Origin of the sequence: Phycisphaera sp., from assembly GCA_025916675.1 — a bacterium.
In the GTDB taxonomy this organism is placed as follows: Bacteria; Planctomycetota; Phycisphaerae; order Phycisphaerales; family UBA1924; genus JAHCJI01.
In genome coordinates this window covers 580,953-594,042 of sequence record CP098402.1, presented here as the reverse complement: position 1 = coordinate 594,042, position 13,090 = coordinate 580,953, and the positions used below count along the sequence as shown (strand labels likewise).

At 66.6% G+C, this 13,090-nt stretch carries 15 protein-coding genes and 1 tRNA gene; 11 read left to right on the top strand and 5 right to left on the bottom strand.

The genetic code is table 11. The features are described 5' to 3' along the window. The first annotated feature begins 22 nt into the window (after nt 1–22). A complete protein-coding gene (gene panC, locus NCW75_02645; protein ID UYV13193.1) occupies nt 23–907 on the top strand; it encodes a pantoate--beta-alanine ligase in 885 nt (294 codons plus the stop codon). A gap of 83 nt (nt 908–990) precedes the next feature. Continuing rightward, nucleotides 991–2,115 (top strand): glycine cleavage system aminomethyltransferase GcvT, encoded by a 1,125-nt coding sequence (gcvT, locus tag NCW75_02640; GenBank protein ID UYV13192.1) that lies wholly within the window; start codon nt 991–993, stop codon nt 2,113–2,115. Between the two features lie 29 nt (nt 2,116–2,144). Here gcvT and crcB read toward each other — a convergent pair whose 3' ends face one another. From crcB to NCW75_02625, 3 genes are read right to left on the bottom strand one after another with little or no spacing between them, the layout of a single operon-like run. After that, nucleotides 2,145–2,555, bottom strand: a complete 411-nt coding sequence (gene crcB, locus NCW75_02635) for a fluoride efflux transporter CrcB (protein UYV13191.1) — start codon at nt 2,553–2,555, stop codon at nt 2,145–2,147. A gap of 3 nt (nt 2,556–2,558) precedes the next feature. Beyond that, complete coding sequence (locus NCW75_02630) at nt 2,559–3,398, bottom strand: hypothetical protein (protein ID UYV13190.1); 840 nt, start codon at nt 3,396–3,398, stop codon at nt 2,559–2,561. After that, a complete protein-coding gene (locus tag NCW75_02625; protein ID UYV13189.1) occupies nt 3,395–4,717 on the bottom strand; it encodes a homogentisate 1,2-dioxygenase in 1,323 nt (440 codons plus the stop codon). Before NCW75_02625 ends, NCW75_02630 begins: the two co-directional genes overlap by 4 nt. 1,184 nt (nt 4,718–5,901) lie before the next feature. Here NCW75_02625 and NCW75_02620 point away from each other — a divergent pair. Continuing rightward, nucleotides 5,902–6,705 (top strand): HNH endonuclease, encoded by an 804-nt coding sequence (locus tag NCW75_02620; protein ID UYV13188.1) that lies wholly within the window; start codon nt 5,902–5,904, stop codon nt 6,703–6,705. Nucleotides 6,706–6,770: 65 nt separating this feature from the next. On the opposite strand, the gene NCW75_02615 is transcribed toward NCW75_02620, so the two are convergent. Both NCW75_02615 and NCW75_02610 read right to left on the bottom strand, forming a co-directional pair. Continuing rightward, nucleotides 6,771–7,244, bottom strand: a complete 474-nt coding sequence (locus NCW75_02615; protein ID UYV13187.1) for a DCC1-like thiol-disulfide oxidoreductase family protein — start codon at nt 7,242–7,244, stop codon at nt 6,771–6,773. A gap of 44 nt (nt 7,245–7,288) precedes the next feature. Continuing rightward, nucleotides 7,289–7,361 (bottom strand) — tRNA-Thr (locus NCW75_02610). 99 nt (nt 7,362–7,460) lie between these two features. Between NCW75_02610 and NCW75_02605 the strand changes: the two genes are divergently transcribed. From NCW75_02605 to NCW75_02570, 8 genes are read left to right on the top strand one after another with little or no spacing between them, the layout of a single operon-like run. Then, nucleotides 7,461–7,682, top strand: a complete 222-nt coding sequence (locus NCW75_02605; GenBank protein UYV13186.1) for a hypothetical protein — start codon at nt 7,461–7,463, stop codon at nt 7,680–7,682. Continuing rightward, entirely contained in the window at nt 7,683–8,474 is a 792-nt protein-coding gene (locus tag NCW75_02600; GenBank protein UYV13185.1) for a flagellar hook-basal body protein, read from the top strand. A 31-nt stretch (nt 8,475–8,505) separates the two neighbouring features. Continuing rightward, nucleotides 8,506–9,318 (top strand): flagellar basal-body rod protein FlgG, encoded by an 813-nt coding sequence (gene flgG / locus NCW75_02595; GenBank protein ID UYV13184.1) that lies wholly within the window; start codon nt 8,506–8,508, stop codon nt 9,316–9,318. A gap of 52 nt (nt 9,319–9,370) precedes the next feature. Next, nucleotides 9,371–10,396 carry a flagella basal body P-ring formation protein FlgA gene (locus NCW75_02590; GenBank protein UYV13183.1) on the top strand — a complete coding sequence of 342 codons (1,026 nt, stop codon included), beginning with the start codon at nt 9,371–9,373 and terminating at the stop codon, nt 10,394–10,396. Then, a complete protein-coding gene (locus NCW75_02585; GenBank protein UYV13182.1) occupies nt 10,393–11,061 on the top strand; it encodes a flagellar basal body L-ring protein FlgH in 669 nt (222 codons plus the stop codon). The genes NCW75_02590 and NCW75_02585 overlap by 4 nt, the downstream gene beginning before the upstream one ends. A gap of 30 nt (nt 11,062–11,091) precedes the next feature. Then, nucleotides 11,092–12,225 carry a flagellar basal body P-ring protein FlgI gene (locus tag NCW75_02580; protein ID UYV13181.1) on the top strand — a complete coding sequence of 378 codons (1,134 nt, stop codon included), beginning with the start codon at nt 11,092–11,094 and terminating at the stop codon, nt 12,223–12,225. A 2-nt stretch (nt 12,226–12,227) separates the two neighbouring features. Next, nucleotides 12,228–12,578: a hypothetical protein gene (locus NCW75_02575; GenBank protein UYV13180.1), complete on the top strand. Its 351-nt coding sequence runs from the start codon at nt 12,228–12,230 to the stop codon at nt 12,576–12,578. Continuing rightward, nucleotides 12,575–13,087: a hypothetical protein gene (locus NCW75_02570; GenBank protein UYV13179.1), complete on the top strand. Its 513-nt coding sequence runs from the start codon at nt 12,575–12,577 to the stop codon at nt 13,085–13,087. The genes NCW75_02575 and NCW75_02570 overlap by 4 nt, the downstream gene beginning before the upstream one ends. Nucleotides 13,088–13,090: the final 3 nt, after the last annotated feature.

Genomic DNA, 13,090 nt, shown 5'->3' with positions numbered 1-13,090 from the left:
CCCGGCCCCCGAATGCTGCGCCATGCGCATCATCCGCTCGGCCGGAGAGCTTGCCGACTACCAGAACGAGATTGGCGAGTATCCGGGCGGGGTGCTGGTACCCACGATGGGCGCATTGCACACCGGGCACGAGTCGTTGATCCGCCAAGCGGCCCAGGAAGCGACCCGGCGCGGGCTGGCGGCGGGCTGCGTCGTGACGGTGTTCGTGAACCCCACGCAGTTCGACGAGGAGCACGACTTCGACCGCTACCCACGGGTGCTCGACGCCGACGCGGCGATGTGCGAGGCGGCCGGGGCCTCGGCAGTGGTCTCGCCCTCGGTCGAGATGGTGTACCCCGATGGGCTTGGTGCGCCAGGACCCAGGGTGCCCGATGTCGCCGTGGACAAGGGGCTCGAAGACGAATTTCGACCGGGGCACTTCGTGGGCGTCACCAAGGTGCTCGTTCGGCTGTTCGAGCTCACCAAGCCGGCGGCGGCAGTATTCGGCGAGAAGGACTGGCAGCAGTACCAGCTCGCGCGGGCGTTGGTCCAGCAGGAGGGGCTTGGCATCGACATCGTGCCCGGGCCAACGGTGCGCGACGCCGATGGGCTCGCGATGAGCAGCCGGAATCGGTTCTTGAGCGAAGACCAACGAGCCGCCGCCACCGCCATCCCGAGGGCGCTCCGGGCAGCCTCGCAAGCGGGCACGGCTGGTGAGGCCGAGGCGGCGATGCGCGGTGCGCTGGCGGGCCTCGATATCGAGTACGCCACGGTGCGGCGGGCCGACACGCTCGAACGAATCGATCCCCGCACCCGGGCCGGCTCCGCGCCGCTGCGGGCCCTGATCACCTGCCGGCTGGGACAAACCCGGCTGCTGGACAACGCGGCGTGGCCCCTGCCGGCCGATTCCCCCCTGCTCGGGCTGTAGGGCCCCGGCTCGGCCGCTATCCTTGGCCCTTCGATGCCCAGCATGGGTGTGTTTTTATGTATCTCTGGATTCGGAGGCCGGCCTTGCTCAAGACCCCGCTCAACAAGCTCCACCACGAACACGGCGGCAAGATGGTCGAGTACGCCGGCTGGGAGATGCCCATCGCGTATGGGTCGATCCAGGACGAGCACACCCAGGTCCGCACCAGCGGCGGGCTGTTCGACGTCTCGCACATGGGCCGCCTGAAGATCACCGGCCGACACGCTCGGCGGCTGCTCGGGCGCGTCTGCTCGCGGCGCATCAGCGACATGCAGGCCGGCCAGTGCCGCTACGCGCTAGTGTGCAACGAGCAGGGCGGCGTGAAGGACGACGTGCTGGTCTATCGCATGGACGACACCGAGTTCCTCATGGTCGTCAACGCGAGCAACCGCGAGAAGATCGTCGAGCATCTCAAGAGCGTGATCGCCGCCGAGGAGTTGGTGGTCAAGCTCGACGATCAGACCACCAAGACCGCGATGGTCGCCATCCAGGGGCCCAACGTGATGGACCTGGTCGGCCGCGTCAGCAGCGAGGTACCCACGCTCAAGCGGTACCGCTTCACGATCAAGAACCTGCTGATCGCCAAGCTGCTGGTCTCGCGCACCGGCTACACGGGTGAGGACGGCGTGGAGGTCATCCTGCCGGCCAGCATCGTCGACATGGCCCTCAAGCTGCTGCTTAAGGACGTGGATTTATCGGCCGAACGCAGTGACATGAAGCTGGTTGGCCTGGGTGCTCGCGATACGCTGCGCCTCGAAGCGGGCATGCCGCTGTACGGGCACGAGCTGGGCGAGGACATCAACGCCCTCTCGTGCGGCATCGACTTCGCCATCAAGCTCGACAAGGACGAGGGCGACATGCCCGAGCCGTTCATCGGGCAGGAAGCCCTCAAGAAGACCAAGGCCGAGGGCGGGCCACCGCGCACGCTGGCGGCCTTCGTGGTCGACGGCAAGCGCACGCCGCGGCAGGGCATGGTTGTGAAGGCCGATGGCAAGGAGGTCGGCATCGTGACCAGCGGGTGCATGAGCCCGACGCTGGGCGTACCGATCGCGATGGGGTTTATGGACAAGGCGTCGAACGTCGAGGGCACGAGGGTGGCCATCGATACGGGCAAGGTCGAGCTCGAGGCCGAGGTGCGGGCGAACCCCTTGTACAAGAAGCCCAAGTAAGCAACGAGCCCCTCGCGCGAGCGGCTCGTTCATGTCGGCGCGATGAGCTTCTGCCCAAGCCACACGCCAATCGCCACCGCGCCCAAGCCCAGGATCAGGTGCAAGGCCACGTAACCGAAGGCGATGCCGGCCTTGCCCTCGCGCCAGAGCGTAATTGTCTCGAGCCCGAACGTGCTGTACGTCGTCAATGCGCCGAGCACCCCCACCACCACGAGTAATCGTGCGTGCTGGGCGGCGCCGTCGGCCTCGCGCGCGAGCAGCCAGGGCAGAACAGCACCGATCGCCAGGCACCCGGCGACGTTGACCAGGAGCGTCGCGGTGGGCAACGCGAGCGGGTGTTCCTTCAACGAAGCAAGCAGCACGCGCCCCACGCCATACCGGGTCGACGCACCGAGCGCACCGCCTAGCGCGACGGCCGCGATGTCGAGCAACACACGCACGGATCAGCGCGGCTGGCGAGCGGGCTCGGTGGCCGGCGAGGGATCACGCGAAGGCGCGGCATCGGGCACGGCCAGCGGATCCTCGCCCGGCGCGGGCGGGAAGAAGCCGTCGGGCACGTCGGTGGTCTCGAAGCGCATCCACTCGACATCGACGGTGGCCTCGACCTCGGGCGCCAGGAAGGGCGGGTGGTCGAAGGGCCCACGCTCCTGGCGGTCAGGGTTGTGGCGGACCTTCGTTTCGAGCTCGACATGGGCCATCCAGCCCTGCTCGGTCCCGCCCTCGGCCATTCGGCGTCCGATGCGGCCGGGCACGCTCACCTCGATGGGCAGCGACAGCGGCGCACCGGTCGCCTTGTCGAAGAGCTGCAACTCGGCGGTAGCCCGGGCGGCCGTCGAGCTGCTGGTGGGCAGCGTGACGCGCAGCACGCGGACGAGCCAGTCCTTCTCACCGCTGAGAGCCTCGTTCATCTTCTGGACCCAGTCCTGGGCGAACTTGCGGTACGCAGCGCGATCGGCGGCGCTCTCGCGCGGGATGGAAGCGAGTTCAAGCCGAGCGCGGCGGCGCAGCGTCTGCATCACGGCGATGGGCGAGGCCATCGGATCGCTCGGCTCGGCAAGCATCGGCGCGGGCGGGGCATATCCAAGATTGCGCAGCATCTCGATGGCCTCGCCGAGGCGGACGCGAAGCTGGTTACGCTCGGCTCGCACCTGCGCCAGTTCGGCTTCGAGCTGGGCGATGCGGTCTTCCGAACTGGGTTGGGCCGGTTCGGCTTGTGCGAACGCCGTCGTTGCCAGCCCGATCGCGAGCAGCATCGTGAGCGTTGAACGGGATTGGTGGATCATGGATCAAGCCTCGCCGGTGCGCCCGCGGCTGCGCCCTTGGTGGCACCATTGGTGGTACCGTTCGCGTGGGCGTTGGGCGCGGGGGCGTCGGTCCACGATGCTGGATACGCCTCGTCGTCCATCGCCAGGGCCGCCTTGGTGGGGAACATGGGGCGGAAGGTGTCGCACATCACCGCCAGTTCGTCGGTCCACTTGGCGCCCAGGCTCTTCTCGACGGTGCCGGGGTGCGGCCCGTGCGGGATGCCCTGCGGGTGGACGGTAATCGAGCCCTGCTCGATGCCGCGGCGGGCCTTGTAGTTGCCCTCGACGTAGTACAAGATCTCGTCGCTGTCGAGGTTGCTGTGGTTGTACGGCACGGGGATCGCTTCGGGGTGGAAGTCGAGCGCCCGCGGGCAGAACGAGCAGATGACGAAGTTGTGGCCCTCGAACGTCTGGTGGATGGGCGGGGGCATGTGCAGCGTGCCGGTGATGGGCGCGAAGTCGCCGATATTAAAGATATACGGGTAATAGCAGCCGTCCCAGCCCACGATATCGCACGGGTGGTAGCTGTAGATATACGAGTGCACGGTGTCGCGGGCCTTGATGCGGACCTCGTACTCGCCCAGCTCGTCGGTGAACAGCGGGTGCTCGTCGTTGGCGACCGGCAGCTCGAGGTCGCGCTCGCAATAGGGCGCGTGCTCGAGGAACTGGCTGGTCTTCTTGGACAGGTACGTTGGTGGTGGCAAAATGTGGCTGCCGTTGGCCGTCTCGAAGCCCACGAATTTTCCGTACGGCATGTCGGCCTTACCGTGCCCGCCGAACTTCTCTTCATCACCACCGTCGGGGCGCTCGTCCCATTCCATGTGGTAGATGATGCCCTTGGGGATCACAATATAATCCTTGGGGCCGAACTTGAGCGTGCCCATGAACGTGCGGACCGTGCCGCTGCCGAAGTGCACGAACAGGCACTCGTCGCCCTGCCCGTTCTTGAAGTGGTACCCCATCGCCTCGGCCGGGTTGCACACGCTCATCTCGACGTCGCTGTTGCCGAACAGCACGATGCGGCCGGTGACGCTGTCGCCCTTGGGCGGGGTGAAGGCCCCGCCGGTGCGTAGGTGCCGCATGCGCATGGTGTCCATCTCGACGTACTCGGGTTTCGTCCCGTACAGGTTCTTCCAGCCGGTCACCTGGGTGGGCGGGTGGATGTGATACATGGTCGAGGTCGGCCCCACGAAGCCTTCCGTCCCAAACAGCTCCTCGGAATAGAGCTTGCCATCGGGCCGGCGGAACTGGGTGTGCCGCTTCTTGGGGAGGCTGCCGAGCTTGGTGTAATAGGGCATGGTTGGATTCCTTTTCGGAAGGCACGCGCTCAGTCGCGTGCCGCAATGGCAGGGGAGGTCCTGCTCCGGGAGGCCGGACGGGCGCTTGGCCCGGGCGACCAGGGGTCCGTGGCATTGTATACGAACGGGGCGGGCGTCTGGTTGTGGCCAGGGACACCAGGAATGTGGCTCGGAAGGGGGCAAAGGGCGTGCGGGATGAGGCATCGGGCAATGGGCATCGGGCTCCGAACCGAGCCGGTTGTGTAAGCAACTGGCCTTCACTCTTGAACGCGGAGGCCACGAAGGGCTCGCAAGTCCGACCCCCAAGACACCCCCACACGCCCCACACGAGCCCCACGAGCCCCTCGCGCAAGCGAGGGAACTGGATGCCCGAGAACCGGGGGCCGCCCACCCTCACCCCGCCCTCGCTCCCTTACTCGACGCGTTCCCGGACGCTCGGGATCGAGCATCCCACGCGCGGGATGAAGAAATCCATGGCCGGGATGGAGCAATCCACGCGACGGATGGAGTTTTCGTTGCGACGGATGGAGCAATCGTCGCCACGGACGGAATTTTCGTTGCGACGGATGGAGCAATCGTTGCGTGGGATGGAGCAATCGTCGCGACGAAAATTCCATCCCAGGCACCGAAACCGCCCTGGCAGGCCGTGAGAGCAGTTTCCATATCCGGACCCGCTCCGCTGGCGGCCACTCAGTGGCGGGTCTTTGCGCAGCGGGGGTTATCGCACCGCCGGGCCGCTCCCAATCCCTCCCCTGCCCCCGGCGGGCCATTCCGTGGCGGGCCATTCCATCGGAGGGCGCTAGTCGAGGTCTTCCGACGTCCGATCGGCGTTGGCAATCCTCACGAACCCACGCGGTGACGCGGGCCGCCCCGGGGGGGCCGAGGAAGGGCTCCGGCGTCCATCCGTCGGGGGGTGGCGCGGCCCTCCCAACGAGCCCGCGGTGATGCGTCGGGTGGGCGGCGGCTAGGCCGTCGGGGTCGAGGGGTTCCGTCATTTCCGTTGAGCACAGCGATTCGCCCTTAAGGCTGAAGTCCGGATAGCATGGCCCACAGCCATGAATTCAAGGACTTCCGTTTAACTAATCTGTTGGTCAGGCAAGCTAATGTCGAAGATCTTCGTACCGATTGCGCTTCAATTGCACGCGTTCGGACTCACTTTACTCCACGATCCCAATTGGACTGGCATGACGCTCTTCGACAGGCTCAAGCAGCATGTTCGAGGGCGCGTGGAGCCTGTTGAGCTTCTCCGGAAGCCGCTTGAGCGTGGGCTGCCGTACTATTTGGGTACTTGGTTCTACGACGAGTTCTTCAGTGAAGATCGCATGGAAGACCTCAAGGACGAGTACCGAGCTTGGTTCCTTAGCGACTTCGCCGACTTCCTGGTAGCGCACGAGTGTGATGCTCAATGTGAGACTGTGCTCGCCACGAGCCGCCTCCTGCAGCGGATTGACGTCCTATACGAGCGCGACGAATCCAAGTACTTCCGGTATCTCGAGTCCGACAGGGGCGCATGTGAGCTCTCCGAGTGCTACATCACGATGCTCCACGCAAACGCCGGACTCGTCGCGGCGATGCGAACCATGTATGCAGTGAAATACTCAGACCGAATGATGCACGACCGGCAGCTTTGCGCCTACATCGCTGAGCTCGTGGTTCGGATCGGATTCGACGGAGATGACAATGATATTGGCGAACCCAGCCGCTGGGTTGCGCGAGAGAGGTGGCCGGAGCGGGTAAAGTCAATCCTTCGTGCCAGGGAGCGAGGCAAGTGTTCCATTTGCCACGTGGACATGACCCAGGAACTCGACGCTGACACCCACATCGATCATATCATCCCCCTGGCCCAGGGCGGGTGCAATGACATCGTCAACCTCCAGCTTCTCTGCAGTAGCTGCAACCTTGCGAAGACGTCCGGCACTGTGCCGGTCAGGTCTTCGATCCCTGAGTACATTGGGCGACGTCGATGTCTGCGCCGAGATGCTGACTAACCAGACGGTACAGGCAGACGGGCGCTGCGCGCCCGCCGCATCGCCAGCTCACGCGCAAAACGCGCTCACCGCCCATCCCCATCCTTCTCCCCCGGCTTGCCGGAAATCCTCTCCGCCTCCTCGCGCGTCTCGATCACGAGGGCCCGCTGGGCCTCGGTCGGCAGGCCGCAGGCGTCGACGCGGCCGAACACGCGGTAGCGGTGCCGGGCGATGAAGCGGTAAGCGGCGTCGCGGATGGGGCGGGGGATGGCCAGGAACACGACCGCCAGCGACCACGGGAAGCCCAGCAGCCGGGCGACTCCGATCGCCGCGTCGCTCTGGACGCGGGCGCGGCCGCCATCGGAGCCCTGATGGACCAGCACGATGGAGTCGATGGACTCGGGGACGTGATGCCGCTGGAAGAGGAAGGCCGCCGCCTCGCTCTGGAGGGGGGCGAAGCGGAAGCGACCCTTGCGGTCGAGCCGGGACACCAGCCGCACGGTGCGATCGCACAGGCCGCAGGTGCCGTCGAAGAGGATGATGGGGTGGGTTTCGGGCATACGCGCAAGGCCTGCGCCAGGGGCGCAGGCTTTGAGTGGGAAGGAGCCGCCTGTCGGACTCGAACCGACGACCTGCGGTTTACAAAACCGCTGCTCTACCAACTGAGCTAAGGCGGCCAGCGTTAGTGCCGCTGGGGCGTATGGGGAAGCCCCATTGGCACGCCAGTTGAGTGTATCCGCCCGCGGGCTGCCAATACGCCGCCCGGGAGGCAGATCATGCGCCACGCCCAAGTCCCCACGATCCTGGAGGCCGAACCCCAGAGCGAACTCGCACGCCGGCTGGCCTCAGGGGTGAGCATCGAGGAGATGATGCGGCGGGGGGAGATTGGGGGGCAGGCGTTGGGGCTCATCCAGATGATGGCGGGTCAAGCGGCAAGCGAAGATGGTCCGCGTGCTCACGCACGCGGCTCGGTTCAGAACCCTGTGGAGTTCAACTGAATGCAGCAGGGGATGCGCATCTCGGCGTCGGGGGCGATGGTGTCGCTGTACCGCACCGACGTGGCGGCGGCCAACCTGGCCAACGTGAACACCGTGGGTTTCAAGCCCGACAGCGCGAGCGCCCAGAGCCGCGCCGTGGTGCGTGAAGAGGACAACCTGCCCTTCCTGCCCAGCGACCGTGTGCTTGAGCAACTTGGCGCTGGTGTGCTGGCCGGGCCGCGGCGGACGAGCTTCGAGCAAGGGGCATTGCAACAGACCGGCAACGATTTGGATATCGCGATCGAGGGGGACGGCTTCTTCCTGGTGGGCGTGGCAAGCGAGGACGGCGGGGAAACCAAGCTGACCCGCGACGGCCGGTTCACGCGGAATGATCTGGGACAACTGGTGCAAGCCGCCAGCGGGTTGCCCGTGCTGGGTCCCGGCGGCTCGCCTATCACGCTACCGATCGACGGCACGGTCACCATCGACGCACACGGCTTCATGTACGACGAGGTTGGCGGCCTCCTGGGCCAGCTGGGCGTGGTGAGCGTGGCCGACCCGTCGCAGCTCAAAAAGCAGGGTGAGGGCCTCTACGCCGCGTCGCCAGAGCTCCTGAACGCCACGATCGCCCAGCCGCTGGTGACCGGGGTTCGTGTCCACCAGGGCATGGTCGAGGGCTCGGCGGTCGATCCCATCAAGGCGATGATGGAAGTAACGAACGCGGGCAAGTCGGTGGCCAGCAACACCAGGATGATCGGCTATCACGACCAGATTCTGGACCAGGCGATCAACACGTTCGCACGCGTGGGCTAGTCCCAGCAGAACTCCGAGGAGAGACCAGCCCATGGCCGCCATCGCACTGCAATCCGCCGCGTCGGGGCTCAGCGCCCTGTCGACCAAGCTCGACGTCGTCGCCAACAACCTGGCCAACGTGAACACCGAGGGCTTCAAGGCCAGCCGGGCGAACTTCCAGGATCTGCTCTACGTCGAGCGCGAGCAGCCGGGCGTCGAGACCGCCACGGGCGACCAGCGGCCGACAGGCCTTTACGTGGGCCTGGGCGTGAAGGTCAGCGGCACGCAGGTGACCTTCGAGCAGGGGGCGCCGATCCAGACCGGCAACGACCTGGACATCTTCATCGAGGGCGAGGGCTTCTTCCAGGTGATGGTCGAGGACGCGCTCGCGCCGGGCAGCATCGCCTACACACGGGCGGGGAACTTCGCGCTCAACGCCGACGGCGAACTTGTGCTCGCCAACAGCGAAGGGCGCCGGCTCGAGCCGGGAATCGAGATTCCCACAGACGCGATCCGGCCCATCCAGATCTCGGCCGATGGTCGCGTGCTGGTGCGGCAGCCTGGCGCCCAAGGCTTGAACGAGGTCGGCCGGATCCAACTTGCGAATTTTGTCAACCCGGCCGGCCTCAAGCAACTCGGGGCGAACCTCTTCGCCGAGACCGTCGCTAGCGGGCCGCCACTCGAGGGCAACCCCCTCGAGGACAACCGAGGCGGCATCCGCAACAACATGCTCGAGTCGAGCAACGTCGACCCCACGCGGGAACTCATCGAGCTCATCCGCACCCAGCGGGCCTTCGAGATGAACAGCCAGTCGATCCGCGCCGCCGACGAGGCGCTCTCGACCATCTCGCAGCTCCGCCGATAGGCCTCGCCGGCGATTGGCACGCCAGTTGAGGTTGCATGTGCGGAGACCCGCCATGCGCACACTGTTCGCCATCCTGATCGGCCTGTTGACAACGAGCGCCGTCGCCGGCGGTGGCTCTTCGACCATCACGCTGCGGTCCACCGTGCTCATCGAGACCGGCCAGACCGTGACGCTTGGGGACATCGCCGACCTGATCGGCCCCGAGGCGAATCGCCTGGCCGAGACGACCATCGACACGACCGCGCTGAACGCCGGCCCCGGCGGGTGGCGCAAGATCGACGCGCAGGGTGTGCGCGTCGACCTCGAATCGGCCGAGCCGCTCTGGGGGGCCCTGCAACTCCGCGGCGGCCCGTGCTACGTTCGCATGGTCACGCACGACCCAGAGGCCGCCCAGAAGTCGCCCGATCAGCCAGCCATCGACCGCCCCGCCACTCCCGGCACCGTACGTCAACTCGCCGAGCAGTGGATCGCCCGGGCGTTCAAGGCGCCCATGCGAGACGTCGAGGTCCGCTGGGTATCGGCGACACCGGGCCTGCTGGACCACACCACGGCTCGACTGCTCCCACACATCGACGACGCTGGGCGCTCAAACCGCATGGCGCTGCGGATCACGCTGTATGATGCCGACGCGAACGTGGTCGCCGAGGGCGAGGCCAAGGCCGAGGTCCGCATCCGCCGCGACGTAGCCGTGCTCACCCACGATGTCCGCAAGCGTCGCATCCTGACCGATGGCGACGTGCGGATCGAGCGGCAATGGACCGACGCGACCGATACGCCCGCCGGCGTGGTCACCCTCATCGGCCGCGAGGCGGCGACGGATCTGAAGGCCGGCGCGGTGGTCAAGGCCAACGACGTCAACACGAGCGTGGCCATCAAGCGTGGCGAACGGGTCCAGGTACGGATGATCGTGGGCAGCATCACGACAACACTCCTCGCCCGCGCCAAGACCGATGGGCGGCCCGGTGAAGTCATCGCCTTCGAGATGATCGCCCCCACCCGTCGCGACCGCGTGCCCTTCCAGGCACGGGTGGAGCACTCCGGATTGGCCGTCGCCATCGTGAAGGACCCCAGCCGATGAAGATCCTGCTGACGATTCCGTTGATCGCGGTGGCCGCCGCTTCCGCGAGCGCCCAGCTCTCGCGTCAACCGAACCCGGCCCCCACCACCGCCGCCGATCCGGCCGAGCCTTTGTACGCGGTGTCGCTCTTTGCCGTGAGGCCACCCGAACCCAGGGAGTATGAGCGCCACGACATCATCATGATCATCGTGAACGAATCGTCGAGCCAGACCAGCGAGCAGACGCTGGAGACCTCGAAGGAAACCGACGCTACCGCGTCGATCGGAGCCACGCTAAGCGTCGAGGAGCTGCTCAACCTGCGGCTGGAAAACAGCAGCGTGAGCGACCTGGAATTGCTCCGCTATGCGGCACAGCGTGAGTTCGAGGGTGAGGGCGAGTACGAACGCACCGACCGCATCACCGATCGCCTCTCGGCCACCGTGATCGACGTAAAACCCAACGGCGTGCTCGTGCTCGAGGCCCGGCGCTTCACTGCCGGCGACGAGGAAACCAAGACGTTCATCCTGAGTGGTAACTGCCGGAGCGAGGACGTCACCGAGCAGAACACCATCCAGAGCAACCAGCTCGCCGAGCTGCGGCTGGAAGTGCGGCACGAGGGTGAGGTACGCGACGCCGCTAGCAAGGGGCCGCTCACACGATTCGTCGAGTGGCTCCTGCCCTTCTGAGTCTCGATGCCGGAACGAAAGCGAGTTGATATGCGCCAGATGCTCTTGATGATCACGACCCTGCTCCTGCTCGCCGCGACCACGGTCGGGCAGGACGTGGGCCTGCCGGGCGTGCAGGTGCTGCCCCGCCGCGCAGAATTGCAGATCAGAGAGCTGGTCGACTTCGCCAACACGACGCCCGCCCAGCTCTTAGGCGTCGGGCTAGTGACCGGCCTCTCGGGCACGGGCGATCCGCTCGAAAACAGCGCCACCGCCGAGCCGCTCATGGCCGCCATGCGCAGCCAGGGTGTTCCCGTGAATGATCCCACCCAGCTCGCCGAATCGCGCGGCACGGCGTTGGTTTGGATCAGCGCCGAGATCCCCAGCACGGGCGGCCGAGAGGGCGACCAGTTCAACGTCACGATCACCGCGGCCAACGGGGCGGAAAGCCTGGTGGGCGGCGAGCTCTTCGTCTCGCCCGTCCGCGGCCACCTGCCGGGCGACCCCGTGATCGCCTTCGCGTCCGGCTCGGTCGTCGTGCAGGATCCGGTGACGCCGCGGCGCGGCACGATCCGCAAGGGGCTCACGCTCATCAAGGACATCATCACCCACGAGGTCGGCAACGTGTTCGACCTGAAGGTCAAGACGCAGTACGCCGGGCACGCGGCAACATCACTCGTCGCATCGACCCTCAACGAGGCATACTACAACTCCGACGAGCCGGGGCTGCCGCCGGTCGCGCGGGCCCTCGATGATCGCATCGTCCGGGTGAGCGTGCCCGAAGCCGACCAGCCGTTCCTCACCGAGTTCGTGAAGTTCGTCATGGACCGGCGGGTGCGCGACCCCGACCTCTTGAATCTTCCCGCGCGGGTCATCGTGAACCGGGAGACCGGTGCCATCGTGGCCACCGCCGACGTGGACATCAGCCCGGTGGGCGTGACGCACGAAGCGCTGCAATTCACGGTGACCCAACCCCCGCTCATTGCTACACCGCAGACGCCCATCACCACGCAGGAACGCTGGGCCGAGGTGGCCTCGACCGCCAGCCAGAACGAGATGGCCAAGCTGACCGACCTGCTGGCCGCATTGCGGACACTCGACGTGCCCGTCCGCGAGCAGATCGACCTGCTCGCCATGATGCACGAGATGGGTGCCCTGCACGCCGACTTCATCGAGGTGCCCTGAGCATGAACGTTCACCCCCCCACCACCGCCACCGCCGTATACGACCGCCAGCGGGACTTCTCAGCCGTCATCGCACGCGACGACACGCCAGCCAGCGCCCAGGGCTCGGCCCGACGCGCGGCCGAAGACTTCGTTGCCATGGCATTCGTTGAACCCCTGCTCGCGGAACTGCGTGAGGGCAACAACGCCGCCCCGCCCTTCGCACCGGGGCCGGCCGAGAAGCAGTTCGGCGAGATCATGGACCAGGTCATGAGCCGGCAGATCGTGCGGGCATCGAACTTCGGGCTCGTCGATCGGCTGGAGGCCGATCTGTCCCAACGCAGCGCGCAGCTTGCCGAGGGGGTGGTCGCATGAACATGGTCATCGAAGCAACCGGCCGGCTGATCGTGGCCATCGACACCATCGCACGCATCAACGAGGTGCTGGGGACACTGGCCGCCGAGCAGCGCGGAGCCATCTCGAAGATGCGCTCCCCGGACGTTGGCGCCATCGTCGCCCGGCAGCGTGAGATCGGGCGGCAGCTTGCGACCGCGGAAGAAGACCGCCGGCGGGAGACCCAGCACCTGTGCCGGGCGCTCGCGCTGCCCGAGGGCACAAGCATCGCGGACCTGGTTCGGGCCGTGGGCACGCACGACCGCGCTGTCGGGCAAGCCCTCGGCGAAGCGGCCGGCCGGGCAAAGCAAGCGATCCTGGGTTGCCAGAAGGAACAACGCGTGGTCCACGCCGCGGCCACGGGCGTGATGGCCCACCTCGACGGATTGGCACGCCAGGTGCTCGCCCATATGAACCAGGCGGGCGTGTACGCTGCCAGTGGGGCGCTCGCCGGCGGGCAGACGCCGCGGGGGGTCGACTGTGTCTCCTGAGTT